Origin of the sequence: Litoribaculum gwangyangense, from assembly GCF_039543505.1 — a bacterium.
Taxonomy (GTDB): Bacteria; Bacteroidota; Bacteroidia; order Flavobacteriales; family Flavobacteriaceae; genus Litoribaculum; species Litoribaculum gwangyangense.
The window spans coordinates 1-25,725 of sequence record NZ_BAABJW010000003.1; the positions used below are offsets into that span (position 1 = coordinate 1).

Annotated in this window: 28 protein-coding genes; 25 read left to right on the plus strand and 3 right to left on the minus strand. The window is 32.3% G+C overall.

What is annotated here, in order from left to right; genetic code table 11:
* From ABD963_RS09535 to ABD963_RS09655, 25 genes are all read left to right on the plus strand, one after another.
* The coding region (locus tag ABD963_RS09535) for a hypothetical protein (protein WP_345276740.1) at positions 1-259 on the plus strand (259 nt) is incomplete at its 5' end.
* Positions 256-474, plus strand: a complete 219-nt coding sequence (locus ABD963_RS09540; RefSeq protein WP_345276741.1) for a helix-turn-helix transcriptional regulator — start codon at positions 256-258, stop codon at positions 472-474. The genes ABD963_RS09535 and ABD963_RS09540, both read left to right, overlap by 4 nt.
* Positions 467-1,699, plus strand: a complete 1,233-nt coding sequence (locus ABD963_RS09545; protein WP_345276742.1) for a DNA cytosine methyltransferase — start codon at positions 467-469, stop codon at positions 1,697-1,699. Before ABD963_RS09540 ends, ABD963_RS09545 begins: the two co-directional genes overlap by 8 nt.
* A complete protein-coding gene (locus ABD963_RS09550) occupies positions 1,692-4,205 on the plus strand; it encodes an ATP-binding protein (protein ID WP_345276743.1) in 2,514 nt (837 codons plus the stop codon). The genes ABD963_RS09545 and ABD963_RS09550 overlap by 8 nt, the downstream gene beginning before the upstream one ends.
* Positions 4,205-4,921, plus strand: coding sequence for a hypothetical protein (locus ABD963_RS09555; RefSeq protein ID WP_345276744.1), 717 nt, complete (start codon positions 4,205-4,207; stop codon positions 4,919-4,921). The genes ABD963_RS09550 and ABD963_RS09555 overlap by 1 nt, the downstream gene beginning before the upstream one ends.
* Positions 4,914-5,579 (plus strand): hypothetical protein, encoded by a 666-nt coding sequence (locus ABD963_RS09560; protein WP_345276745.1) that lies wholly within the window; start codon positions 4,914-4,916, stop codon positions 5,577-5,579. The genes ABD963_RS09555 and ABD963_RS09560 overlap by 8 nt, the downstream gene beginning before the upstream one ends.
* A gap of 282 nt (positions 5,580-5,861) precedes the next feature.
* A complete protein-coding gene (locus tag ABD963_RS09565) occupies positions 5,862-6,488 on the plus strand; it encodes a hypothetical protein (RefSeq protein ID WP_345276746.1) in 627 nt (208 codons plus the stop codon).
* Between the two features lie 164 nt (positions 6,489-6,652).
* Positions 6,653-7,105 carry a hypothetical protein gene (locus ABD963_RS09570; RefSeq protein WP_345276747.1) on the plus strand — a complete coding sequence of 151 codons (453 nt, stop codon included), beginning with the start codon at positions 6,653-6,655 and terminating at the stop codon, positions 7,103-7,105.
* A gap of 26 nt (positions 7,106-7,131) precedes the next feature.
* Positions 7,132-8,532, plus strand: coding sequence for a M61 family metallopeptidase (locus ABD963_RS09575; protein WP_345276748.1), 1,401 nt, complete (start codon positions 7,132-7,134; stop codon positions 8,530-8,532).
* Between the two features lie 15 nt (positions 8,533-8,547).
* Positions 8,548-8,712 (plus strand): hypothetical protein, encoded by a 165-nt coding sequence (locus tag ABD963_RS09580; protein WP_345276749.1) that lies wholly within the window; start codon positions 8,548-8,550, stop codon positions 8,710-8,712.
* Positions 8,696-9,433, plus strand: coding sequence for a DUF6090 family protein (locus tag ABD963_RS09585; RefSeq protein WP_345276750.1), 738 nt, complete (start codon positions 8,696-8,698; stop codon positions 9,431-9,433). Before ABD963_RS09580 ends, ABD963_RS09585 begins: the two co-directional genes overlap by 17 nt.
* A 163-nt stretch (positions 9,434-9,596) precedes the next feature.
* Positions 9,597-10,337, plus strand: coding sequence for a DUF6090 family protein (locus tag ABD963_RS09590; RefSeq protein WP_345276751.1), 741 nt, complete (start codon positions 9,597-9,599; stop codon positions 10,335-10,337).
* Complete coding sequence (locus ABD963_RS09595; RefSeq protein ID WP_345276752.1) at positions 10,334-11,068, plus strand: DUF6090 family protein; 735 nt, start codon at positions 10,334-10,336, stop codon at positions 11,066-11,068. Before ABD963_RS09590 ends, ABD963_RS09595 begins: the two co-directional genes overlap by 4 nt.
* Before the next feature lie 184 nt (positions 11,069-11,252).
* Entirely contained in the window at positions 11,253-11,501 is a 249-nt protein-coding gene (locus tag ABD963_RS09600) for a hypothetical protein (protein ID WP_345276753.1), read from the plus strand.
* Positions 11,502-11,791: 290 nt separating this feature from the next.
* The gene (locus ABD963_RS09605) at positions 11,792-12,148 is read left to right on the plus strand and encodes a hypothetical protein (RefSeq protein WP_345276754.1); all 357 of its coding nucleotides are present in this window, start codon (positions 11,792-11,794) and stop codon (positions 12,146-12,148) included.
* A 153-nt stretch (positions 12,149-12,301) separates the two neighbouring features.
* A complete protein-coding gene (locus ABD963_RS09610) occupies positions 12,302-13,108 on the plus strand; it encodes an alpha/beta fold hydrolase (protein ID WP_345276755.1) in 807 nt (268 codons plus the stop codon).
* Between the two features lie 161 nt (positions 13,109-13,269).
* Positions 13,270-14,013: a DUF6090 family protein gene (locus ABD963_RS09615; protein ID WP_345276756.1), complete on the plus strand. Its 744-nt coding sequence runs from the start codon at positions 13,270-13,272 to the stop codon at positions 14,011-14,013.
* 139 nt (positions 14,014-14,152) lie between these two features.
* Complete coding sequence (locus tag ABD963_RS09620) at positions 14,153-14,488, plus strand: antibiotic biosynthesis monooxygenase (protein WP_345276757.1); 336 nt, start codon at positions 14,153-14,155, stop codon at positions 14,486-14,488.
* Between the two features lie 102 nt (positions 14,489-14,590).
* Positions 14,591-15,127, plus strand: coding sequence for a DinB family protein (locus ABD963_RS09625; protein WP_345276758.1), 537 nt, complete (start codon positions 14,591-14,593; stop codon positions 15,125-15,127).
* Between the two features lie 258 nt (positions 15,128-15,385).
* Positions 15,386-16,120 carry a fibrobacter succinogenes major paralogous domain-containing protein gene (locus tag ABD963_RS09630; protein ID WP_345276759.1) on the plus strand — a complete coding sequence of 245 codons (735 nt, stop codon included), beginning with the start codon at positions 15,386-15,388 and terminating at the stop codon, positions 16,118-16,120.
* A gap of 152 nt (positions 16,121-16,272) precedes the next feature.
* Complete coding sequence (locus ABD963_RS09635; protein WP_345276760.1) at positions 16,273-17,130, plus strand: mechanosensitive ion channel family protein; 858 nt, start codon at positions 16,273-16,275, stop codon at positions 17,128-17,130.
* Positions 17,131-17,253: 123 nt separating this feature from the next.
* Positions 17,254-18,147 carry an alpha/beta hydrolase fold domain-containing protein gene (locus ABD963_RS09640; RefSeq protein ID WP_345276761.1) on the plus strand — a complete coding sequence of 298 codons (894 nt, stop codon included), beginning with the start codon at positions 17,254-17,256 and terminating at the stop codon, positions 18,145-18,147.
* A gap of 248 nt (positions 18,148-18,395) precedes the next feature.
* Positions 18,396-19,148, plus strand: a complete 753-nt coding sequence (locus ABD963_RS09645; protein ID WP_345276762.1) for a glycoside hydrolase family 16 protein — start codon at positions 18,396-18,398, stop codon at positions 19,146-19,148.
* A gap of 213 nt (positions 19,149-19,361) precedes the next feature.
* Positions 19,362-19,874, plus strand: coding sequence for a RidA family protein (locus ABD963_RS09650; RefSeq protein WP_345277104.1), 513 nt, complete (start codon positions 19,362-19,364; stop codon positions 19,872-19,874).
* Positions 19,875-20,049: 175 nt separating this feature from the next.
* Positions 20,050-20,187, plus strand: a complete 138-nt coding sequence (locus tag ABD963_RS09655; RefSeq protein WP_345276763.1) for a hypothetical protein — start codon at positions 20,050-20,052, stop codon at positions 20,185-20,187.
* Positions 20,188-20,556: 369 nt separating this feature from the next.
* Here ABD963_RS09655 and ABD963_RS09660 read toward each other — a convergent pair whose 3' ends face one another.
* The 3 genes from ABD963_RS09660 to ABD963_RS09670 form a co-directional block, all read right to left on the minus strand.
* Positions 20,557-22,491 (minus strand): LysM peptidoglycan-binding domain-containing protein, encoded by a 1,935-nt coding sequence (locus tag ABD963_RS09660; RefSeq protein ID WP_345276764.1) that lies wholly within the window; start codon positions 22,489-22,491, stop codon positions 20,557-20,559.
* A gap of 134 nt (positions 22,492-22,625) precedes the next feature.
* Complete coding sequence (gene guaA / locus ABD963_RS09665) at positions 22,626-24,161, minus strand: glutamine-hydrolyzing GMP synthase (protein WP_345276765.1); 1,536 nt, start codon at positions 24,159-24,161, stop codon at positions 22,626-22,628.
* Between the two features lie 62 nt (positions 24,162-24,223).
* Entirely contained in the window at positions 24,224-25,597 is a 1,374-nt protein-coding gene (locus ABD963_RS09670) for a pyridoxal phosphate-dependent decarboxylase family protein (RefSeq protein ID WP_345276766.1), read from the minus strand.
* Positions 25,598-25,725: the final 128 nt, after the last annotated feature.

The following is a 25,725-nucleotide window of genomic DNA, read 5'->3' on the forward strand; positions in this document are numbered from 1 at the left end:
GAATTCATTGCAATTTGCTATCTTTCGGACATGGCGGATAATCATAGCTGATTTTCCGCAACGAGCCATACACAAAACCGTTGGGCAACATACAAAAAGCCCACCGCACAAACAGCACATTTGGTTTTTGCCGACACGAAAGCCAACGCTGAAAAAACCAAAAGAGCTGTTTTTTGCCAACGCTCGACAGAAAGACATAAAAAAAGTAAATTTTATTCCAAATATGTTAATATCTTTGCGTAAAACAAAAACATCTTGACAAATATTGAAATAAATAGAATCAAGGTCGCTCTAGCAGAGACGAGAAGAAAAAACAAGTGGTTAGCTGAACAACTTGGGAAAGATGAATCAACCATATCTCAGTGGTGTTCAAACGCAAGACAACCATCGTTAGAGAACTTACACAAAATTGCTCTTGCATTAGAGATTGACATTCGAGAACTTTTAAATCCAACAAAAACTAACAATGACTAGCAAGAAAACATACATAGACCTTTTCGCAGGTTGCGGTGGACTTTCTCTAGGATTGTATAATTCTGGATTATGGAAAGGAAAATTTGCTGTTGAAAAAAGTCCAGACGCTTTTGAAACGCTAAAATATAACTTGATTGAGAAAAAAAATCATTTTGAATGGCCAAAATGGTTGCCAAAACAAAATCACGACATCAATGAAGTAATTAAAAATCATAAGGACAATTTAAAATCACTAAGAGGTGAAATCGACCTTGTCGCAGGTGGTCCACCTTGCCAGGGATTTTCAACAGCAGGACGAAGAATTGAAGGAGATTCAAGGAATGAATTAATTAAGTCATACATCAAATTTATCAGACTGGTTCAACCTAAGGTTATCTTTTTTGAGAATGTAAAGGGTTTTACACAGAAGTTTGACAAAAACAAAATCAAGGGAAAAATCTATTCTGAATACGTTACTAATGCACTTGAATACGATTCTCCAAAAGGCGATTTTCAGGGTTATAAAGTTGAGGGCAAACTGATTGATTTCTCAGAGTTTGGCATTCCGCAAAAAAGAACAAGATTTATTTTAGTTGGTGTTAGAAAGGATATTGCCAATCAAGTAACGCCAAACGGTTTTTTTGAAAAAATCCAAAAGCAAAAAGAGACATTTTTAATTAAAAAAGGAATTGGGTTAACAAATTCGTTGGAGGATGCTATTTCAGACTTGCTAAAAATTAATGAAGTTGTTTCTCCCGATACAAAATCATTCACAGCAGGTCTTTACAATCCCATTCAATCAAAATATCAAAAATTACTTAGAGGTGAAGTTGATTCAAAAATTCCAGACAGTCACAGATTTGCAAAACACAGCGAGGACACATTAAGAAAATTTGAGTTTATTCTCCAAAATGCCGAAAAGAATAAAACACTTTCAAACGAATTAAAAGAAAGGTTTAATCTTAAAAAGAGGACGGTAATTCCGTTATCAGGTCAAACACCTACCCCAACAATAACAACTTTGCCAGACGATTATATTCACTATTGTGAGCCTAGAATTTTTACAGTCCGTGAATATGCAAGAATACAATCCTTTAATGATTGGTATGAGTTTAAAGGAAAATACACTACTGGAGGTAAAAGAAGAACTCAAGAAGTTCCAAGATATTCACAAATTGGAAATGCAATTCCCCCACTTTTTGGCGAGCAAGCTGGATTAATTTTAAACTCAGTTTTAAATGGATAAGGGTAAACTAAAATTTGATGTTAAAACTGGGATGAAAAACATCATTGGTAGAGATTTAATTACTGATGATTTCATTGCAATCTATGAGCTCGTAAAAAATTCTTATGATGCGTATGCTGATTATGTAAAGATTTCTTTTAGCAAAAACGAAATTATCATTTCTGATAATGGAAAAGGGATGTCTAAAGATGATTTGGAAAAGAAATGGTTTGCAGTTGCTTATTCAGCGAAAAAAGATAATACAGAAGATAATGATTTAAAACGGGATTCGCATTTAAATAATCTAAAGTCGAGAAGGTTTTATGCAGGAGCAAAAGGTGTCGGGCGTTTTTCCTGCGATAGATTAGGCGAAGATCTTGAATTAATAACTTCCAAAATCAATTCCAACATTACGTATAAAGTAAATGTGGATTGGCGTGAATTTGAAAAGGATGCCCAACAAAGCTTCGGTTCAATTGAAATTCCATTTGAAGAAATTGGGAATGAGAATATTTTTCCTCAAAAAAAAACTTACGGAACAATACTAAAAATAAAAAATCTCAACTCAACCTGGGACAAGGGAAAACTTCTAGAATTGAGAAGGTCACTTGAAAAATTAATCAATCCCTTTTCAAAGGTAAACTCATTTAAAATTGAAATTGTAGCAGAGGAATTTATTGAAGTAGATAAAGATTCCGGAAATAATAGAAAAATCAATGGTGTGATTGATAACAGTATCCTTAAGGTACTTGACATTAAAACTACTCAAATTGATTTAAGCTTAAAAGATGATACAATTACAACCAAAATTATAGACAGAGGTACACTAATTTATCATATAGAGGAACCTAATAATTATAAATCAATAATAGATGATTTAGAAATCAATCTTTATTTTTTAAACAGGAGTGCTAAAATTAATTTTGGGAAATTAATGGATATTGAACCAACAAATTATGGGAACGTCTTCTTGTTTAAAAATGGATTTAGAGTACAGCCTTATGGAAATGTTGGTGATGATAGTTGGGAATTAGATAACAGAAAACAACAAGGGTATAATCGTTTTTTAGGTACAAGGGACTTGTTCGGAAAAGTTGATTTAACCACAGAGAACTTTGAACAATTCAAAGAAGTTTCAAGTAGGGATGGTGGTTTAGTAGGCACTCTCGGAAAAAAGATTCTATTTGATATATTTAATGAAAAGGCATTTTTAAGGCTTGAAAGATACGTGGTTGGCGTTTTATGGGGTGAAGCATTTAAAAGAAAGAAGTATTTTTTAAACGAGGAAATTGCTGAATTGCAAAGAGAGGGATTAAAACAGGATAAGGATAAGGATACTTACGAAGATGCATTAGGTAATATTGGGAGTAAGATTGACTTTGTAAATCTAATCAAGACCTTAAGCGATGATAAAGAAATTAAAATTATCGATTACAATAAAGACTTGGTAAGTTTTGTAAATGAAAAGTTAGATATAGTACAGCCTAAATTTATTGCAGAATTAGAAAAAATAGCAGAAAAAACGAATGATAAGATTCTTTTAGACCAAGTAAAGTTAACTGAGGATAATTTTAACAAGCTAGCTAAAGAAAAGGAAGATGCTGAGAAACGTGAAGAAGAAGAACGCAAAAAGCGTATTGAAGCTGAAAAACAAGCTGAAATAGAAAAACAGAAAAGAGAAGAAGCTGAAAGAAAACAAAAGATAGAAGAAGAAAAAAGAAGAAAAGAGGAACTTGAAACTTTAAAAAAGGAAAAAGAAAGAGCTGAAGCAGAATTAGCTAAAATTAAGGCAGAACAAAGAGCTCAAGAAGAAAAAGAAAAGAGCAAGAATTTATCTGATAAATTAAATATTGAAACTAAAAAAAATCAATATTTAAACGCTACCCGAAAAACACTTAGTGATGATGCTGAACAGCTTGTTCACTCTATTGATTTATATGTTGGTAATGCTTCGACTTACATCAATGAATTGATTACATCAAATATCAGTGATGAGATTAAGACCAAATTATATTCAATAAAAAGCAATATTGATAAAGCTATTAAGGTTTCTCAAATTATAATTAAGTCGAATTTCGACTACAAGTTTACTAATCAACGCGTCAACTTGCCAAAATATATTTCAGAGTATCTAGAAGATTTGTCTGTTTCATTCAAAGGTCTAAAAGTGAAAACCGTTAATGTTATAGATAAATTTGTTTTAATAAACCCGATTGAAATTGATATCATATTAGATAATTTGGTTTCAAATTCTAGAAAAGCGAATGCCAAGGAAGTTATGGTAGAGTTTAAAATAAATGGCAATAAATTAGAAATCTATTACTATGATAATGGTGATGGAATGCCTGAAAATTTAGTTAAAAACTCTCAATCAATTTTTGAATTAGGTGTTCGAGAATCAAAATCGAAAGGCTCAGGTATTGGGATGTTTGATGTCAAAAAAAGAGTTAATAGTTTAAAGGGAACCATAGACTTTATTGGGAATAATGTAAAGCTCAAAGGGGCTTGTTTTAAAATTGTAATCTAATGAGTCAAGTTGAATTGAATTATTTAGTTTTTGATGATGATTCTGATGCTCCAAATCAGTATAACAATAAAATAACTATTGAAGGATGTCAAGTTAATCCTATTGTTATAAATCCAAATGATTCCTTTAATGTTGATACGAATGAATTTGAGTTTGAAAAGTTTAAAACAGAGGTTTTAGAAAAATCAAAAGGAAGAAATATCAACTTAATAATAACAGATTGGAACATCATACCAGATAATACAGATGGATTTGCAGGAATTAAAGGTTGGGATATAATTGAAAATGTTTTAGAAATTAAAGACAAATGGAAAAGTAAAACTTTCTTAGTTTATTCTTCTGACATTAAAAAAGCCTCTGATTATGTTATTGGAAAAATAAAAAATGAATTAGAAAATCAACCTGATGATATAATCCCTGCACTTAACTTTATAAGTAAGGTAATTGAGTTAAAGGTTAAGTTTTGCAGAAGAGACGATCAGCGTTTTCAGGAAATTAAAACATTACTTAGAGAATCAAATACGATTTCAAATGTTGTTTTAGATTCCGTTCTTTCCTTTGATTCAAATATGGTAATTAACACGGGAAATTCTGATTTTGATGGTAAAAGAATTGCAGATATTCTCAACACAAATAGCCTAGATATAGGAGGGTTAAGATTCATTAAGGAATTTATTGATTTATCCATTTCACATTATTCTAGACTGAATGAATAATTATGACAAAATATTAATCCTTCACGCTTTAGATAAGTCAACTAACTTTTTAAGCGTTTATGAGGATGAATTCAAAGATTATTACTTTTCTTTTAATTCAGAACAAGAATCTATAAACCGTGCAAAAAGTCTATTGGGAGACTTGGAAGGGAAATCATTAATTATTTATCTTGGTCACGGGAGTTCTTCAGGATTATATGAACCTGATGATAGTCATACATATGAAAAGTATTTCCTAGATGCTACTTGGGGAAATTACTTTTTTGACCAACACGACATATTTTTATTAAGCTGTAAATCAAATGAATATATCAAGAAAATATACAAATCAAATTCTTCTATTGGTTTTGGCAATATCATAAGTTCAAAATTTGAATTAGACCATCACAATGAAAGTAATACCGTAAAAATTCCTTTACAGCAATGTGATATAGAAAGATTTAATGAAATCTATGTAAACTCCTCAATCAAAGTCATTAAAAAACTCATCAATAATGAAATTTACTTTTTTGATGTTCCTAAATACTTTCGGTTTATGATTAATTCTGATATCAATCAGCTTTTACTTGATAAAAACAATTCTAATAGACTTCATTTCTCACGACTATTATTTGATTTTAGAAATGAGTTTTTGTACAAGAAAAATCCAAAAGCTTAATAATGAAGATTTCCTCAAGCAACAGCCACACACATTGCCAAGCCACACCGGCCAACGCTCAAACCCAAGCTTGGCAAAGAGTGTTTCTGCCCCTACGCTCAAAAGAAAAAGAAAAGTACGATTGCCCAACAATGGCTATAAGCAATTGCTTGTTATCGCCTACTTCTGAAAATCCTCACGGATTTTCAGTTTGGTGTGTACTTGCAAAGTTAATCGCTAAACCACGCAACTACTCATAGCCGAGACCGTTAGCGGTCAGCTGAAAAATAAAACAGGAAACGAATGTTAAAGAAAATACTTATAGGAATATCAATTGTAATCGGAATTGGAATTTTGGTTTTTATGGGTTGGACTTTAATGGTTGTATCAGCTTTCGGTGGTTTTGATAAAGATTATTCAGTTACTGACTTAAAGGAAAATTTTGAGAAGAACAAGACAGAAATCTATGAACTTAAAAGATACTTCAATGAAATAGTACCAAAAAATAGGTTTGTTGAAATCGAGTTTGATAATGACAATACTTTGGGGCGATTTGGAATTAAAGCTTTAGACTCTACAGCAGGAAACCCAAACGGACCAATGTTTTTGGAGTGGGACTTAAAAACGAATACTGCGAAAATGGATAGCTTAATTGAACCAATGGGTTGGACAAGGGAAACTTTAAAAACACTTAAAGAAAAGCTAGATAAAGCTGACTGTATCCAAATTGAAAGTGGAGAACCAACCAAAATTGGATTTAAAAGAAGTGGAATGGGAATGTATTCATTTAACGTTTTTGACCAACCAATTCCTGATAACTTGATTGAACAGTATAATGATAGTTGTACATATATTTTAGTGAATAGAAAACTTGTTTTAGAATACGGTGGCGGAGCAATTGGAAGTCAGTGTTTCTACAACTTGGAATAGAAAAAAAATAAAGCCGAACCGCTAACAATGTATATAAAAAAATAGGCGAAATAGTTGTAAAATAAAGCCTTTGGACTCGTTTCAAACTTTGTGCTTAACCGAAAGTTTAGTGCTTCGAAATCGCCTACTTTTCATATACTAACCGTTATGCATAATATAACCAAATGAAACACTCAATTTTTTTTATCATTATTACCTTTTCCACAAGCTGCTTCTGCCAAAAAGCAGATTCTTTGACTCCTGAAGAATTAACCCTTGCATTTATCAAAGACTATTATGAATGGAATGAATATGCGTTTCGGACGGATAGGGGAAATGGAAGTAACGATGCCGAGATAGAACGTAATTATCGTAAGATCATTCGTAAATATTGCATTCCACAGAAAGATTATCAGGGCATTACTTTTGGATCAGAATCGAGTCATCATCCCGAATATGAAAAAATTGTAACTACGGACTCAAAGGAGTCAAAAGTTATTATAAAAACCCATTTCAACGATCCTAATCATCCATATAGTATTGCAGACTGGGAATATCACTTTCTTTTTATAAAAGGCAAATGGCTTTTAGAAGAGGTCTATTACATAGCCGAAGAAGCAAAATATAAAGCTCTTTGAAAATATACCATGCACAACATTTCAAAATGAAAAAAATCAACTTCTTTTACTTTTTAATTATTATTTGCTTTAACATGTCGGTTTCACAAAACCGCATCGTTTATACGCTTAATCACACAACAAATTCAGGGAAAATCAATATTGAAATGGAATTTGATACTTTAAAGGCAAATTTCATAAAATTAGTAATCCCAAGAAGTGGACCTGGAACATATGATCTCACAAACTATTTGGCATTTGTTAGTGATGTTAACGGTTATTCTACTAGTGGAAAGACCTTGAAAGGGCTTATTGGAGATGGCTCATATTTCATCTTTGAAGAAAAGGATGAAATGCTAAATAAAATTAGTTATGAGGTTGATGTAAAAAAAATGGAATTGGATTTGTTGGGAGCATTTGCAAGTTCCAAAATGAGAGAAGACTACCTTGGCATTTTGGGTTATTCTGTTTTTGGTTTTATAGAAGGATATCAAAAGAATGGGATAATCTTAAAGATTAACACAAACAAAAATTGGCCAATTTTTAGCACTTTAAGACCCGCTATCGATAGAAATAAAGGAGTAGACACTTACGAGGTTGATAATTTTGATATACTGGCAGACGCACAATTTTTATTAGGGAATGAAGTCCAAGTCTATCAAGTTAAAGAATCCAAAATTCCGCTATTTGTGGCAGCTTATGCAGAAACACCAATCAGTGTTGAGGAGATAGGAAGGAGAGGCTTATTGTCCCTCAACGGACTGGAAGATTATTTCGGTTACATCCCTATGCCACATTATACAATGTGCTACGAATTTCTTAAGCCATTATCTGAACATCACAGCTATGGTTTTTCAATGGAGCACCTAAACAGCATGACGGCCAGCTTAAATATTTCTAATGCAATAAAAGAGTATGATGAAAATGCCCGAATTGGTGGAATTGTTCATCACATGGGGCATTCGTGGCTTCCTTTACGATCATATGGAACAGGGTATCGTCCATTTGAATGGCAAACAGCACCAATTATAGAAACCATTTGGTTAAACGAAGGCTTTATTTGGTACGTTAGCTTTTACAATGTATTAGGCTTTAAGAGAATTTTAAATTTTTTTAATTCAACAATTGACGAGGCTCCAGAATATATTCAGGATAAATCATTAAAGGATTTATCTATATTAGGTTCCACTCAATATTCTATGGATTTTAGAATAGGCAAAAACCTATTTTCAAGAGGTGCGCTTTTAGCACATGACCTTGATGTACTAATACAGAAAGAGACAAAAGGTGTAAAATCATTCAAAGACGCTATTCTAGGTTTATTGAAATGGACTGAAGTCAATAAAAGAGCATTTGAATATAATGAAATTGAATCGATAATGTCGAAAAGTACTAGTGTTGATTTAAGTAAAGTTTGGAACAAATGGCAAAAGCCCATAAGAAATTAAAAACGTTGTGTAACCATGGCTATAAGTAATAGCTTGTTCTCGCCTACTTCTGAAAATCCTTGCGGATTTTCTATTTGGTTTGTATTTGCTAAATTAGGTGCTTTAAACACGCAACTAACCATACCTAAACACGTTGTGCTTCATTATGACCAACCAATAACCAATGATAAAATTTTTTAGAAAAATTAGACAAAACTTACTTTCAGAAGGAAAAACTGGAAAGTATCTGAAATATGCCATTGGAGAAATCATACTTGTTGTGATTGGTATTCTAATTGCTTTACAGATTAATAATTGGAATCAAGAAAGTGAAAATAAAAAGCTGGAAATAATTTACATGAATTCTCTAGCAAGTGACTTAAAAAAAGACACTTTGGATATAAGTCGTATTACTGAAATACAACTTGAAGATAATAAGACTACAGAAAAATTATTAAAAAGAATCTATAAACCGTCCAGTAACATTGATACCATTATAAAAATAGCAAGAAACGAATTAGATGATGGTTTTAAAGTTAAAAGAGACTATTCAAATAACACCTTTAACACCATCATATCATCAGGAAATATTAATCTTCTGAATAAAGATTTAATAGATAAGTTAATGGACTTAAATAGTATTCAAGAAGACCAATTAAAACGATTTGAGAGTAATCTAGATACTTATAAAAATGTAAGTACTTATTATGCACAGCATTTCAGTTATTCAAAGGGGCCAACAGGTAATATTGTTGATGAGATTTTATGGAATAACGTTAATGAAAAAGTTTTAGTTAGTAGTCTTTCTAATTCGCTTACACAGCGCAAATTTATGTTTGACAACACCATTAGAGGACATTTAAGAGTAAAGGAGAAATCTCGAGAAATATTGGAACTAATTGAAAAATTGCTGAAAAAATAACGAAAGCAAAACAATGTATAACCACAATTCCGAGCGGATTCGACTGCGTCCGAATCCACTCGGAATTGCTAACGCCAGTTATAAACCGAAAATTAACGCATATTAACCCGTAACTGACGGTTATACGAGACCGTTGTAATTCATTATGACCAACCAATAACCAATGATAAAATTTTTTAGAAAAATTAGACAAAACTTACTTTCAGAAGGAAAAACTGGAAAGTATTTTAAATATGCCATTGGAGAAATTATTCTTGTGGTTATTGGAATTTTGATTGCTCTTGGAATCAACAATTGGAATGAAGAGAATAAAATCAATAAAACAAGAACCCTAAAATTATCTCAAATTAAAAGTGATTTAAGAGCAGATGTTGTGTCTTTAGAAGAAGGAATTTTAACTAAAGAAAAAGAGATAGCCACTTTAAAAAACTATCATGATAGATTATCGCAATCTAATGCCTCGATAGACACTTTAGATAAAATAGTATATACTGAATTTGTTGGTACGATTAGAATTGGATTTTCTGGTTTTAACAATATCACTTACAATTCGATGGTACAATCAGGAGAGTTAGGAATACTGAGTGATGATCTTATTAAAGATTTATCTAACTTAAATATTCTACAACAAAAATCAATAAACAGTCATAATGACCACTGGGAAATATATTTAAAGCGTAGTCAAAGTTTCAATGCTAATTATCCTGTAAAAGGGAAACTACATGTTATTGGAGGTGGTCCTTTGGGTGATTATTTAAGAGAGCATAGAGACGAAAAGAACTTTATTGTTTCCTTTAATGAAGTCTTTTTAGCCAAAATGCTAATGTACAATCAAAACCTAGTTCAACACAAAAACATATTAGAAATTACAAAAGCTATTTTAAAAAACCATTTTGCAGAATGATAAAATTCTTTAGAAAAATTAGACAAAACTTATTGATGGAAAATAAAACTGGTAAGTATTTTAAATATGCTATTGGAGAAATTGTGCTTGTGGTTATTGGGATTTTAATCGCGCTTCAGATAAATAATTGGAATGAAACTCGGAAAAGTAACCGATTATCGGAAGAGTTTCACCAAAAACTCGCTGATGAATTAGATGCTGTTAGCATTAGATTTGAAAATGATGCTGAAAGAGCGTCTCAACTTGTTAATTTTATTGGTAAATCTGTTATCATATTAAGGAAGGGAGCACTAACGGAAAAAGGAAAAGACACACTAGATTTTACTTTAGGCAACTTTTTTCAATTTGTAAGAATAGAGGGGAAACTTAAAACTTTTCAAGAATTGGAGAGTACCGGTCAATTAGGATTAATCCATAATAAAGAATTAAAATTTAAAACATTTGAGTTCTTATCTCAATTCGAAGCGGTTAGTAAAATGTATGACCAAATAGCTGATCAAGTTAACGATACAAAATTAGTTGACAAACATGTAACTTTAGTATTGGATCCAAATTCTATGTATAGCAAACTAGATTATGATTTTATAGATTTAGCTGAGGATAAATTCTTAATTAACAGACTAGCAAGATTTGGGTATTTCTGGCAAACAAAACAGGCATTTTCCAAAACTATTTCTGAATCTTCCAAAAAATTAAAAGAAGCATATATAACTCAACTAAATAAAAAATAACGAAAGCACAACACCGTGAATAATTAATGGCTAGGTCACTGCCGACTTACGAAAATGCCGCAGAAATTTTCTATCTATGATTTGTTTGCTAACTTTAGGGCTTATCCACGCAACTAACCATACACAAAACCATTGCCATTCATTGCTAAAAAACCTAACGCAAATATTTTGAAAATTATATTAAATGGAAATAACTGAAATCAGTGTTCAATTCAGAAGTACAATTGAAATTAAATTCGATAATCATAAATCAATCTTGATTGATGGCGAATGGACAATGACTCCTGCATTTTATGCCAATATAAGCTCAATTAAAAAATGGAAAAAACCTTTTGATAATGTTTTAGTTACGGATTTAGAAAAAAGAGAAATAATTGATAAAACAATCAAATATTCAAGAAAAAATGGTCCATTACCAATCTATTTTGATTGAAAAATAAAACTTAATTTGTCGGACTTTTAGCTTGTTTTCGAAATTAAAACTCAAGAAAAATTTGACTGACAAACAGTAAATAACTGTTGCGACGAACTGACGAGGGAATCGAAAAAAAAGTTTACGACTGACCAAAAACTGATAAAAAACAGCGAAATGCCAACACCGAACAAAATTAATTGCTTGCTTTTTGCTCACTTACGAAAATCCCCGCGGATTTTCTCGCAACGAATTTATATCCAAACCGTTAGCACACATTTTATAAATACAGTATTTAAAATAATTACACCATGAAAATATTAATATTAGCCACCTCTTTAATATTCTTGATACAATTTGAAGTGACAGCTCAAACAGAATTCATATTAGAACCGTCACAGAGTATGATAATGACGGGTAAAGGACCTGGGCAAGACGGAACAATTAATCCCTATATTGGACAAAATTGCTATGCAATAGTAAGAAATATTGGAGATAGACAATTCTCAATCAGAGTTCAACAAGACGGAAAGATTATTGAAGAAATTTCTATTCTTAAGGGTGAATTAAAAAAAGTAAAACTTATAAAAGGTTATGAACTTTACTTAGATCCAAATCCAGAAGGAATAGCAAAGGCCAGCGTTGATTATGAAAAAATAGATGAATAAAAAACGTATGCTAACACCGTTTAAAATTAATTGCTAGCGCAAGTCTACTTACAAAAATCCTTGCGGATTTTCTATTCGGTTTGTATTTGTTAAATTAGGTGCTCTAACACACAAGGAAATCATACACAAAAACGTTAGCCACAATCATAGAAAATGAGAATATATAAATCAATATTTATAGTCATTTTATGCTTAATCTCTTGTCAATCACAAGAAGAAAGGAAGAAAGATTTCATCTCATTTGATGGAATTAAAATTGCTTATTCTGACCATGGAAACGGAAAAATAGTTTTACTAATTCATGGTTTTATAGTCGATGGCAATTGGAATTGGGGAACATCGGAATTAAAAAAACAACTGATTAAACAAGGCTACAGAGTTATTATACCAGATTTAAGAGGTAATGGAAATTCAGATAAACCTATTGATGAAAATGCTTATAAAAATAATGCCGAGATAAAAGATTTAATGGCACTAATTGACCATTTACAATCTGATGAATATATGGCTATAGGGTACTCAAGAGGCGCCATTGTTCTTGCAAACTTAGTTACTAAGGATAAGCGCATCACCAAAGCTGTATTTGGGGGAATGGGAATTGGATTTACGAATCCAACTTGGCACAGACGAATTGAATTTGGAAATGTCTTTTCCGGACGGACTGAGCCTAATGACATGACAAGAGAGGCTGTAGAATTTGCAAAAGATCTTGATGTGAACTTCAAAATAATGGGCTATTTACAGGACTATCAACCAGAAACAACTATTGCGGAACTTAATAATATTGAGGTGGAGACTTTGGTAATTTGCGGAGATGATGATTTAGATAATGGAAATCCGAAAGAATTACAAGAACAATTACCGAATAGTAAATTGAGTCTCGTAAGTGGAGACCATATGAGTGCACCTTTTTCAATGGACTTCGCGGAAACGATTATTGAATTTCTTAATGAAAAATAACAGTAGCTAACACCGTGTATAATTAATAGCTAGGTCACTGCTGACTTACGAAAATTCCGTTGGAATTTTCTATCTGTGATTTGTTTGCTAATTTTAAGGCTTAACCACGCAACTAACCATACACAAATACGTTGTGCTTCATTACCAAAAACAGCTAACCAATGATAAAATTCTTTAGAAAAATTAGACAAAACTTACTGATGGAAAATAAAACTGGTAAGTATTTTAAATATGCTATTGGAGAAATTGTGCTTGTGGTTATTGGTATTCTGATTGCCTTATCAATTAATAATTGGAACCAGAACAGAAAGGAGAATAATATTGAAAACAAAATTTTAGTAGAAATCTTGAATGGCTTAAATGAAGATTTGATTGACATAAGAGCTAATATGCTTTTCCATAGAGTTGGTTTAAAAGCTTGTAGATATTATCATGACATGTTTACTAACAAGCAAGTTCAAACAGATTCAATTCAATATTATTATAAATATTTAACCATGGGCTTCATCTCAATCCAAAACAAATCAGGTTATGAATCATTAAAATCAAGAGGTCTTGAATTAATTAAAAATGATTCTTTGCGAATTGAAATAATTAAGTTATATGAACAAGATTATTCATTTATTAGAAAGTTGGAGGAGCAAGACCCAGAAGGGAACTTTTACGATAACTATTATAAAGAAATTAACAACCACGTTTCACCCCACCTGATATTTGATAGAAATGGTGAAATAGAATCCATACAACTTCCTTTGAATATAACAGATGCTAATCAAAAAAAGATGTTAAGTTATTTATGGAAAATGAAAGATGATAGAACATTTATATTGAAAACCTATTCAAAGATCCTGGAAAAAGTATTGAGGCTACAATCAAATATAGAACAAATAAAAACGAAAGGCTAACACCGTGTATAATTCATTGCTAGTACTTCCCTACTTACGAAAGCCCTCGCGGACTTTCTATTCGGTTTGTATTTGCTAAATTAGTTGCTTAAACACGCCACCAATCATAAACAAACACATTGGCAACAATTAATACCAAATGAATAGTAAGAAAAAAATCATTAGAACCTGGAAAGGATGGACTTCACTAGAAAACGCCGCTAAGTATGAAAATATGCTTATTAATGAGGTGTTTCCTGAAGTGAAAAGAAAGGGTGTTGAAGGTTTGGAGAAAGTCAGTATTTCGACAATGGAAAAGAATGATGAGATGGAGTTTTTTCTTGTGCTTCAATTTGATTCGTTAGAATCTGTAAAATTGTTTGCTGGCGAAAAATATGATACTGCATATATCCCAGACAATGCAAAACGTGTTTTATCGAGATATGAGGAGACTGCACAACATTTTATCTTAAAAGAAGAATTGATATTAACATAAAACTTTTTCCAAAAAATGTATAAACGGCAATAAAACGACCGTTTATAAGCAACCATTGACAATCATTGACCAAAACTCACCGGAAATAATAAATTGAACCAAATGAAAAACTTAAAATATCTATTAATTCTGACTTCGGTAATGATGTTACCCTCATTTGCACAAGAATATAATTTCATCAAAGAATATTTGGAACGATTAGAAAAATCGAAAGAATATTTAATTCTTGTGGCTGAAACAATGCCAGAGGACAAATATGAATTCAAAGCAACACCTGAATCAATGAGTTTTTCAGAAAATTTAATGCATATCGGTTGGGCAATGGACTGGCATAGTCAATCATTAATGGGTGGACGTGAAGCCAGAAACTGGAATACCGACACGGAACTCAAAGTGGACAACAAATCAAAAAAAGAAATGATTTACAAAATCATTGAAACCTTTGACAAAACAATAGAATTCATCTCAAATTTTGACCCGAATAGACTTGATGAAAGATTGGACTATTTTGGAGCGAACAGAACAAAAAGACAGATTTTATTATTACTTGCCGACCATATTACCCATCACCGAGGACAAATGCTTGTCTCAATGCGACTAAACGGTTTAAAACCGCCAAGATATGTTTTGTACCAATAATCGAAACAGGGTATTAAATAGGAATCTAAAAAACAGACCGTAAAAATGGAGAAAACAACGAATTGGCTACACCATATGAAATTAATTACTTGTTGTACCATAAACAAGGTTAGTTCCTTTATTCGTTGGCTTCTGATTTTCTGTCGGAAAATCCTCGAACGCAAACTCGTAACTTTCCATAAACAAATAGATTGACAATCATTAAAAATTAAATTTCAGGAAAAAACCAAATTAAGTTGTTATATATAAAAACAAATTATGAAATCATTTATTAGACTTAATATTATTCTTTTATTATTATTCAGTCTTGCATGTTCAAAAGATGACAACCTACCAAACTCAGAGCTTGAATTAACTGTCACTGATGCCGATGGTAATATTTATAACACCATTAAAATGGGCAATCAAATTTGGATGTTAGAAAATCTCAAAACAACAAAATACAATGATGGTTCTCCAATTACCCTTTATACTTTTGAAGAACATGGCATTAATTGGGGTAGTTTAAATAACCAAGAAGCATTTTACCAATGGGCATCTACTGAAGATTTAAATAATGTAGTCGACCAAGAATTACCTTTTGATTATTATGGTGCAATGTATAATCATTTTGCAATTGAAAGCGGTAAGTTAGCGCCAGAAGGATGGCGCATACCTACTGAAGCTGATTTTAGGGAGCTAGAAAGGTTTTTGGCAAGTGAGGGACATGAAGGCAATGAAGCAACCGTACTAAAAACAGAGACAGGATGGCTTCCAGGTTTTGGTGGCGGAACAAATTTATATGGTTTTAATGGTTTGCCAAATGGTTATGTTAGCGCTGTCGGAACTCCAACTTTTGGTCAAGGCGTTTGTACTTGGGCTACCTCTGATTTAATTGGCGATAACTTACCATCTCAAAGAAGAATTTTGGTTCAATTATTTGATCAAAACACTATATTATTTGATGATGCAGCAATTCAAATTGGAGCAGGAATTAGGTGTATTAAAGAATAACTTGCCCATAACTTTTAAAAATAATTTCTTGGATATAGCCTAATGCTAAAATTCTCGCGGATTTTATTTATCATTATTTATTCACTAACTTTTGTGCTTTAAACACTTACCCAATTATATACATGCACTTATGTGTTTTTAAATGAAAAAATATGGAAGCATTAAAGGAATTTTTAGAATTTGAGCTTATTAGTATTGGTGAAAATAAGATAAGGGTTTATACATTAATGACTATTCTATTGATTTTTCTAATTACCAAATTAATATTATGGTTAATTAGGAAAGCGCTATTTGTGAAGCGTAAGTTCAAAAAACTTGACAAAGGAAGTGCTTATGCCCTATTTCAAATCATTAGATATGTAATATGGGTCATTACAATCGGGCTTATTTTAGAAACTATTGGCGTTAAAGTAACGGTATTAATAGCCGGTTCTGCAGCTTTACTTGTTGGGATAGGATTAGGATTACAGCAAACATTTAATGATATCATATCAGGAATAATTTTACTTTCAGAACAATCTATAAAAATCGATGATGTTTTAGAAATAGATGGCGATGTGATAAGAATTCAAAGTATTGGAATAAGAACTTCAAAAGGATTAAACACAGATGATATTTCTGTTATAATTCCAAATTCATTAATTACAACTAATAAAGTAATAAACTGGAGCCACCAGACAAAAAAAACTCGCTTTAGAATTGATGTTGGGGTTGCTTATGGAAGCGATGTGGATTTGGTTATTAAAATTTTGGAAGAAAGTGCCTTTGAGCATCCAGATATATCTGACCGGGAATTAACTGAAGCTCGATTAGTGAATTTTGGAAATTCCTCATTAGATTTTCAAGTTTTGTTTTTTAGTAAAAATATATTTAGAATAAATAAGGTAAAAAGCGATATCCGTAGAATTATTAATCAAAAATTTACTACAAACAAGATCGCTATACCTTTTCCTCAAATGGACCTGCATTTAAAGTCAAATTATACTGAATTATTGAAGAAGAATAATTAAAAACACCACAAAACGAGGCTATAGTTAATGATAGCTGAAAATTACTACTCGGAATTTCATTCCTTTTTGGTAAATTTATAGTATGACAGCCAAGACCGTTGCCAGTAATTAAAAAAAACTCTAATGAATACATCAGCAGTCCTGTTGACCATTTTCTCTTTTTTGGTTTTAACATCTTGTTCAAAAAATTTGGCTTCTATTCAGGATAAAACAACTGAACAAATTTCGGCCATATATCAAATAAATAAAAATGTTTCATACGGAGCAGATGCCGAACAGAATATGGACATCTATCTTTCCAAAAACGCAAAGTCATATGGAAAGAAGAATTACACCATTGTTTTCCTACATGGAGGAGCATACTATTTTAGCGACAAAAGTAAAGAAGAAAGATACATCGAGCCTTATTTGAAAAAAGGATTAAATGTAGTAAATATGAATTACCGATTAAAAAGAGGGATTCCAATTGCTACTAAAGATTTAACAAACGCTTTAAATTTTCTAAAAGCAAATAATAGCGTCTACGACTTGAACTTGAATAACATTATTGTAACAGGTTTTTCTGCGGGAGCTCAAATAGCTACTAATGTTGGTGTTTCTCAAAACAATGTTAAATATCCAAATAAGTTAAATGATGGAATTGAAATAACTGGCATAATCAACTTTTCAGGTCCTGTGGATGGACTGGATGTTATAGAAAAGATTTTTGTAGACCACCAAATTGACTTATTCAGTAAGGCAGGCCATGCCCTTTTTCCTTCAGAAGGTTATGAATCAAAAGAAAAAATAATAGTTTATGAACCGATAACATATCTTGACAAAAAAGACCCACCAATTTTTATATGGCATGGAGGAAAAGACGACCAAGTTCCCCCTGAAACATTCGCGAAATTTGTTGAAGTTCTTAACAACAAGAAAGATTTTGTAGATTATAATCCAGATGGTTTTCACAGTCCAAACCCAATGGAATTAAAAAACGCTTACATAAAGATTTTTACGTTTTTAGATAACATGTGAATAAACTACCTGCTGGCAAAAATGGCTTTAAGTAAATACTTGGTACAAATTACATCCGAAATCTTAACTGATTTTTGAGTTTGGCTTAATTAGAAAAAAATAGTTAAATGAAAAGAGCATGCGTCGTATTCATAATTTTATATTCGTTTTTGGTATTAATATGTTCTTGTGATAAAAAAGATAAAACGAAAAATCTTAATAATGAGAAAATTGAAAAAACAACTGTTTCAATTTAAAGTATTAATAAAATGATTGACAAGCAATGGAAGCTCAAATGGGCTGATGAATTTGATAAGGAAATTATAGACTCCAATAATTGGACTTTACAAGTTGTTAAGGCTGGGAGGTTTAATGATGAATGGCAGCGTTATACAAACAGTAATAAAAATGCTTATATAGAAAATAATTGTTTGGTTATAAAAGCTATACATGAGAGCGACAAACACGGTTTAAACCAATACACTTCTGCAAGAATTCACACTGCGAACAAGCAATCTTGGAAATATGGAAAAATAGCTGCTCGCATAAAACTTCCACAAGGCAAAGGTATATGGCCTGCTTTTTGGATGCTAGGAGCAAATATAGACGAAAATGGAGGGGATACGCCTTGGCCTCATTGTGGAGAAATTGATATTTTAGAATTATACGGTACTAAAGACGATGGCCTAATTGAATCTAATGTTCATTACGCAGATCCTTCAGGTTCACATGCCATGATGGGAGCTACTTCCTTTAAATTAGATAATGGTAAATTTGCAGATGAGTTTCATATATTTGAATTAGTGTGGAATGAAAAACAACTTAGTTGGTTTGTAGATGGCAAACAATATGCTGAGATGGATATTTCATCAGATGAATTCACGGCGTTTCATAAAGATTTTTTTATTCTTTTTAATTTAGCTGTAGGAGGAACTTATGCTGGCAGACCAAATAATACAACTAGCTTCCCTCAACATATGTATGTTGATTGGGTGAGAGTTTATGAAGAAATAATAGACTAAGTTTAAAAAAGCAATAAATAATTTCTAATTATCGCCCAATTCTAAAAATCCAAGCGGATTTTTAATTCGGTTTTTATTTGCTAAATTAGTTACTTAAATCACACAATTACTTATCGACTAAAGGGTTTTGAGGCAAATTGAAAAATCTAAGCATTTTTTAAAAAACGAAAAAGCCGAAATCCTTAAAAAGTAGGCACAAAAAAAATCAGAATGATGAAAAAACAAATCAACCAACTGACTTTACTCGCAACACTTTTTGCATTGGCTTTTGGATTCCAAAGTTGTGAACAAAAAGAAAAAACGAAAGAAGTTGAAAAAGAAGTAACAATTGAATCGGAAAAACCTGAATACTTTTTACTTCGCCCTGAAGTAGAAAAAGCTTACGGATATTCACACGCCGTAAAAATCGGAAATGATATTAAAATCTCTGGGGCAGTGAGTATGGATGATGAAGGAAATCCAACCGCAATTGGAGACATGGAACAGCAAATGAAAAACTGTTACTCTGACTTGGAAAAAATATTAAAACACTACGGTTGTACATTTGATGACGTAGTTATAGAAAACATTTTCACAACCAATATGCCTCTATTGCTAGAAAAATCGGGGTTTAGAGCTGAAATTTACAAAAATCATTTTCCGACTGGTTCTTGGCTTGGAGTTAAGGAATTAGCGCTTCCTGAATTTATGGTTGAAATCGAAATGGAAGCGCATAAATCGGAATAAAATACGTAGGTCATTCAGCGCGTATAATTAATTGCTTTAATCCTCCTCCTTGCGAAAATCCTTTTGGATTTTCTATACGATTGTTATTTACTAAATTAATGAATTAAATTACTTAAAAACAAAAATGTTATGACCACTATGTGCTCTGCATTTATTCATAAATAACTTAGTTCCAATGACAACAATCAGTGGTTTAGATTTTATTGTAAAGATTGATGAACTTCAAAAATCTGAGTTTGTAGCAAAAAGCTATTCTGGCGAACTTTTGTCGAATCAAGTGCTTTTAGAAATTGAAAAAAATTCTTGCTTATAACTCAATAAAATCAAAATGCAATTGGTCATAGTCCAAAACATGATTATTTACCAGTCTGCATTATACCAAGATTGTTCTAGATAAAAAATGAGCATATACTTCAGTTAAAAAATTAACTTTTTGTTTACTTTTAACTTACCTTACAAATAAACCAAAGGCAATACGTGAAGATGTTATAGCCCCAACACTTTTGTTATAATGAGGTACTACTTTAAAGTCTTCCCAAGACAGTTTATATGAATCATACCAAGTAATAACAGGTTATTATCCAACCGAAAGAAAACAAAAAGAAATAACTGTTAAAACAAAAAAATTAAATGCCATAATTTTTACATTGGCACCACATCTTAAAAGGGAAATAATTCTTGTTTATTGCTTTACTTCAACAATAGTTAAATTATCGTATTTTACTAAATACGCGCTATCATTATAATAACCTCCAAACATCTTCTTTTTATATTCAAATTTGTTTTCCACATATTCTGTTAAAGGTGTGTTTTTAACAGATAAATACAAATTCTCCGATGTTACTAATCGTAACACCACATCCATGGTTAAATCGAAACCCTTTACAGCTCTTTTATTTGGCGTTGTATTGTAAATACTTTTATAAGTTTTTACAAACGAATTCTTATCGTTTTCATTATACTCTCTTGAAGATGCAGCAAAATGAAATTGTAATTTTGACAAGTGCGTATTGTTTATTTGATCACCCTCAAAAGCTGAATTAATATTTGTGGTCACCAATTTAATTTCAATAGGTTTTTGTTGTAATTCAATATTTTCTTTATTGTTTAAGGAGGCTAGAACACTGGTTACATTGGATGCAAAACCTTCATTTGTGGTTTCTAAAAAAACTATATTTTTGCCAGGTTTCAATACGTTTTGTATATCTTCTTTGGTAACGAAAAACTCATCTTTACCATCCTTATTTTTACGCGAATATATTTGCCTTGCTCCATTAAATTCCCTTTTCAAATCGTTGCTTACATTGATGGTTTTAGAATCAGAAATAATGATTATATTCTTTGGTAGCGTATCGGATTTTATAAAGTCTATAACCTTTTTTTTCAATAATTCATCAGATGGTTTAGATTGAAAAACATTATCATACAAATTTAAGTTGGAGCCAATAGGCGAGAATATAGGTGTATTGTATCGTCTTAATTCTGAAGCTGCTTTATCAAAAGTCTCGGAAGTTAACGGACCTATTACGGCATCTATATTTTCAAAATTGTTTTCCTCAATTATTTTCGAAACTTCACTCACTTGGTACTTTGTATCAAAAACATCCACTTTTAAGGAGATTCCCAATCTTTTCAAAGAGTCTAAAGCCACTAAAACCCCCGAATAAAAATCTAAAGAAGCACTTAAATAAGGGTCATTTTTTATACTCTTTTTTGTATCTGCTACAGTATCAAATTCTACCCTATTCAATCTAAAAGGTAACATTAAAGCTATATGTTTTATTCCATAATCTGATATGCTATCTGTTAAATTTACCCGTTTAGAGTCCGTAATTAAAATACCATCCGCTAAATTTGAATATGGTATTTTCAAAATCATACCATCTTTTAAACCACTTTCTTTTAAACCTGGATTTAAAGCTTCCAATTGTTCTTGGTCTAATCCTAATTTGAGCTTTAAACGATAAAACCCTTCTTTGGGCATTACTTTATAGTAGCTGTATTTATCGTCAATCTCCTTTACGCTCTCAGTTTCAAGGTTTGGTACATTTATAATTTCGCCCTCTTTCAAAACTTCTTGCATAGTAGGGTTAAGTGCTTCCAACTCTTTAACGGTAATTCCAAATTTATAGGCAATACGCCATTTTCCTTCTTTAGGCAAAACGGTATATTCTTTTGTTAATTTAGGCGCTTCTACGATTTCAGTAATTTTAAACTTAGGTATTTGAAGTTTATCACCTTTACGCAATGGGTTGGCATATAAGAATGTATTATATTTCTTTATGTCATCCTCTGTTATGCCATACGCTTTTGCCAAACTGTATAAAGTTTCCTTGCGCTTTGTTTTATGCTCTGTAAAGCCTTTTAATTCTTTTTCTATGGTGACTTTCGGCGGATTTGCTTTAGAAATAGGAATGATTAAAATGGTGTTAGGTTTTAACTCCTTTTTGGCATCTGGATTCAGTTGATAAATATCAAAAGGAGTTACATAATATCTCTTTGCAATTTTTTCAATCGTTTCACCTTCTTTAACTTGATGTGTGCTGAAATTTTGCGCATTAAGTGATGTAAAACCCAATGCTAAAACAAAAATTAGTGTTAATAAAAATCTATTCATATTATAATAATCTGCTGAACATAAATATAATGAAACATGCTTAATGTTATCATATACGTATGTTTTTTACTTTTAGGATGACGGTAAATAAATCCTATTTCTGCTTTAATGGAGTGCACATAGCATGCCAAAAATTACTCCCATTCAATGGTTGCAGGTGGTTTTGAACTAATATCGTAAACTACCCTATTAACGCCTTTTACCTTATTTATTATATCGTTTGATGTTTTTTGAAGAAATTCATATGGCAAATTCACCCAATCGGCAGTCATTCCATCAGTACTTTCAACAGCTCTAAGCGCGACACATTTTTCGTATGTACGCTCGTCTCCCATGACACCAACGCTATTTACAGGAAGCAACATAGCACCTGCTTGCCAAACTTTATCATAAAGTCCCCATTGTTTTAAACCATTGATAAAAATAGCATCTACTTCTTGAAGGATTCTAACTTTTTCAGCGGTTATATCACCCAAAATACGAATACCCAAACCAGGCCCAGGAAAAGGATGACGACCCAAAAGCTCAGGATCAATGCCTAAAGTGGCTCCTACTCGCCTTACTTCATCTTTAAAGATAGCCCGCAGTGGCTCCACTATTTTAAGTTTCATAAAATCGGGCAAACCGCCTACATTATGATGACTTTTTATAGTAGCTGATGGCCCTCCGGTAGCCGAAACACTCTCTATTACATCTGGATAAATGGTGCCTTGCGCTAACCATTTAACGTCTTCAAGTTTATGAGCTTCATCATCAAAAACCTCTATAAAGGCATTACCTATAGCTTTTCGTTTTTTCTCAGGATCTTCGATACCGGCTAAAGCATCCAAAAACCGTTTTGAGGCATCAACGCCTTTTACATTAAGCCCCATGCCCTTGTATTGATTCAATACACTTTCAAATTCATTTTTGCGAAGTAAGCCATTATTTACAAAAATGCAGTACAAATTTTTACCAATAGCCTTGTTTAATAAAACCGCAGCTACTGTAGAATCTACACCTCCAGAAAGTCCTAAAACCACTTTATCATTTCCGACTTTGGATTGAATAGCTTCAACGGTTTCTTCAATAAAAGAATCGGGTGTCCAATCCTGCTTGATGTCTGCAATATTGACCAAAAAGTTTTCCAACAGTTGTTTACCATCAGTTGAGTGGTAAACTTCTGGATGAAACTGAATTGCATAAGTGGTTTCACCTTCAATTTTAAATGCTGCATTTTCAACATCATGGGTACTCGCCAATAAAATACCATTTTCTGGTAAGTGCTTAATGGTATCACTATGGCTCATCCAAACTTGACTACCTTCTTTAATTCTGGCAAAAAACGGCTCTCCCTTTTGAATGAAAGATAGATTGGCTCTACCATATTCCCTAGTATTTGATGGCGCCACTTCACCCCCTGAAAAATGGGCTAAATATTGTGCCCCATAGCAAACCGCTAGCATAGGTTTTATACCTCTAATTTGAGATAAATCAGGATGTAAAGCTTCTTCACCTCTTACAGAAAACGGACTACCTGAAAGTATGACCGCCTTATAATCTTGAATATTTTCTGGAATTTTATTGAATGGATGAATTTCGGAGTAAATGTTGAGTTCCCTAACTCTACGGGCAATAAGTTGTGTGTATTGCGATCCGAAGTCTAAAATAAGTACCTTGTCGTGTTGCATGCGCAAAAATAGGAATTGATTTTTTATTGAGGAATTACCTATCGTTCTTTTATCAACAATTTTTAAACCATTGAATTTAAAATCATTTTTATATCCTTTTCTGTGGTATCTGGATTTATGAAACAAAAGCGGGATACGGTTTCAAAAGTGTCACCTATTTTCCATTTTGTAGGTGTTACCAAGGCAAATCCCTTTTCATGATTTTCGTATGTCCAATGTTTATAATCATCCGGTAACCAACCGATTCTTCTGTATAAAACGCATGACAAACTTGGTTCCCTGACCAATTCTACGTGTGGCATATCACTAATTATTTTTCCTGCAATTTGCGCCAATGCAATACCACGTTCCACCGCTTGCTTATAACGATTAGTGCCATGAGTTGCCAATGAAAACCATAAAGGTAAACCTCTAACCCGACGTGTTAATTGGATTTGATAATCGGATGGATTGAACCCATGTGCACCTTCATCTTTGAAAATATCTAAATAAGAACCTTCTTGGGAATGCGCCTGTTTAGCCAACTCAGGTTTTTTATAAATAACGGCACCACAATCGTAAGGCGAAAACATCCATTTATGAGGATCGATGGTAATGCTATCTGCCTTTTCTATCCCTTTAAATAAATGACGAACAGAGTCTGCCACCAAAGCACCTCCGCCATAAGCAGCATCTATATGAAACCATAAGTTTTCCTTTTCACAAATAGAAGCAATACCTTCCAAATCATCCACAATACCTGCATTGGTTGTTCCTCCTGTAGCAACAATTGCAAATAAGCGCTGTTTTTGGTGGGGTGTTAGATTATTAATGGTTATTCGTAAAGCATCTGCTTCTAATCTATCTTCTGTATCAACCAACAAAACATCAATATCAGCTACTTTAGCCATGGCTTTTATAGATGAATGGGCTCCGATTGAAGTAATTATCAAACCCTTCTCTTCCTTATTTTGTTCCTTTAAGCTTCTCCAGTACTCCCTTGCGGTTACAATTGCTGAAAGGTTAGCAGCCGTACCACCACTTGTAAAAACTCCAAAAGCACCTTCGGGCATACCTGTTAAAGAGACTATCCATCGCATAGCTTCATTTTCACAAAAAATACCTCCAGCACCTTCCATCCAATAAGCCCCATGAATACTGGATGCCGATGTCACCAAATCGAACATCACGGCTGCTCTAGTAGGCGATGCAGGAACAAATGCCAAATGCCTTGGATGATCAATTGGAACATTCGACTTAGTTAAATACTTTTTCCAAAGTTTAAATGCTTGCTCTCCCCCAATACCTTTTTTTGTTATTGTTTCTCCAACCAGTGCTTTAAGTTCTTCTTCCTTTTTGGGCTTCCCAATTTTATTTTTAGTGGATGATAACCTGTCTATTACGTATTTCATAACATCCATGGTCATCTCAATCAAATCTATGTCTATTTTGTGCATAATTAAATCGTCTTAAAGTTGAGTTTCATCTGTATTGAGTAAATTTAACATTAACCCACGAATTATCGATTGAATAAGATTCAATATTAATAAGGTTTGATATGTATTAATGATGACGTAACTACTAC

What these genes read in the sequence shown, in the direction of transcription:
- ABD963_RS09545 (WP_345276742.1), top strand. Translation starts at nt 467, where the DNA reads ATGACTAGCAAGAAAACATACATAGACCTTTTCGCAGGTTGCGGTGGA.
- ABD963_RS09550 (WP_345276743.1), top strand. Translation starts at nt 1,692, where the DNA reads ATGGATAAGGGTAAACTAAAATTTGATGTTAAAACTGGGATGAAAAAC.
- ABD963_RS09555 (WP_345276744.1), top strand. Translation starts at nt 4,205, where the DNA reads ATGAGTCAAGTTGAATTGAATTATTTAGTTTTTGATGATGATTCTGAT.
- ABD963_RS09560 (WP_345276745.1), top strand. Translation starts at nt 4,914, where the DNA reads ATGAATAATTATGACAAAATATTAATCCTTCACGCTTTAGATAAGTCA.
- ABD963_RS09565 (WP_345276746.1), top strand. Translation starts at nt 5,862, where the DNA reads ATGTTAAAGAAAATACTTATAGGAATATCAATTGTAATCGGAATTGGA.
- ABD963_RS09570 (WP_345276747.1), top strand. Translation starts at nt 6,653, where the DNA reads ATGAAACACTCAATTTTTTTTATCATTATTACCTTTTCCACAAGCTGC.
- ABD963_RS09575 (WP_345276748.1), top strand. Translation starts at nt 7,132, where the DNA reads ATGAAAAAAATCAACTTCTTTTACTTTTTAATTATTATTTGCTTTAAC.
- ABD963_RS09580 (WP_345276749.1), top strand. Translation starts at nt 8,548, where the DNA reads ATGGCTATAAGTAATAGCTTGTTCTCGCCTACTTCTGAAAATCCTTGC.
- ABD963_RS09585 (WP_345276750.1), top strand. Translation starts at nt 8,696, where the DNA reads ATGATAAAATTTTTTAGAAAAATTAGACAAAACTTACTTTCAGAAGGA.
- ABD963_RS09590 (WP_345276751.1), top strand. Translation starts at nt 9,597, where the DNA reads ATGATAAAATTTTTTAGAAAAATTAGACAAAACTTACTTTCAGAAGGA.
- ABD963_RS09595 (WP_345276752.1), top strand. Translation starts at nt 10,334, where the DNA reads ATGATAAAATTCTTTAGAAAAATTAGACAAAACTTATTGATGGAAAAT.
- ABD963_RS09600 (WP_345276753.1), top strand. Translation starts at nt 11,253, where the DNA reads ATGGAAATAACTGAAATCAGTGTTCAATTCAGAAGTACAATTGAAATT.
- ABD963_RS09605 (WP_345276754.1), top strand. Translation starts at nt 11,792, where the DNA reads ATGAAAATATTAATATTAGCCACCTCTTTAATATTCTTGATACAATTT.
- ABD963_RS09610 (WP_345276755.1), top strand. Translation starts at nt 12,302, where the DNA reads ATGAGAATATATAAATCAATATTTATAGTCATTTTATGCTTAATCTCT.
- ABD963_RS09615 (WP_345276756.1), top strand. Translation starts at nt 13,270, where the DNA reads ATGATAAAATTCTTTAGAAAAATTAGACAAAACTTACTGATGGAAAAT.
- ABD963_RS09620 (WP_345276757.1), top strand. Translation starts at nt 14,153, where the DNA reads ATGAATAGTAAGAAAAAAATCATTAGAACCTGGAAAGGATGGACTTCA.
- ABD963_RS09625 (WP_345276758.1), top strand. Translation starts at nt 14,591, where the DNA reads ATGAAAAACTTAAAATATCTATTAATTCTGACTTCGGTAATGATGTTA.
- ABD963_RS09630 (WP_345276759.1), top strand. Translation starts at nt 15,386, where the DNA reads ATGAAATCATTTATTAGACTTAATATTATTCTTTTATTATTATTCAGT.
- ABD963_RS09635 (WP_345276760.1), top strand. Translation starts at nt 16,273, where the DNA reads ATGGAAGCATTAAAGGAATTTTTAGAATTTGAGCTTATTAGTATTGGT.
- ABD963_RS09640 (WP_345276761.1), top strand. Translation starts at nt 17,254, where the DNA reads ATGAATACATCAGCAGTCCTGTTGACCATTTTCTCTTTTTTGGTTTTA.
- ABD963_RS09645 (WP_345276762.1), top strand. Translation starts at nt 18,396, where the DNA reads ATGATTGACAAGCAATGGAAGCTCAAATGGGCTGATGAATTTGATAAG.
- ABD963_RS09650 (WP_345277104.1), top strand. Translation starts at nt 19,362, where the DNA reads ATGAAAAAACAAATCAACCAACTGACTTTACTCGCAACACTTTTTGCA.
- ABD963_RS09655 (WP_345276763.1), top strand. Translation starts at nt 20,050, where the DNA reads ATGACAACAATCAGTGGTTTAGATTTTATTGTAAAGATTGATGAACTT.
- ABD963_RS09660 (WP_345276764.1), bottom strand. Translation starts at nt 22,491, where the DNA reads ATGAATAGATTTTTATTAACACTAATTTTTGTTTTAGCATTGGGTTTT.
- guaA (WP_345276765.1), bottom strand. Translation starts at nt 24,161, where the DNA reads ATGCAACACGACAAGGTACTTATTTTAGACTTCGGATCGCAATACACA.
- ABD963_RS09670 (WP_345276766.1), bottom strand. Translation starts at nt 25,597, where the DNA reads ATGCACAAAATAGACATAGATTTGATTGAGATGACCATGGATGTTATG.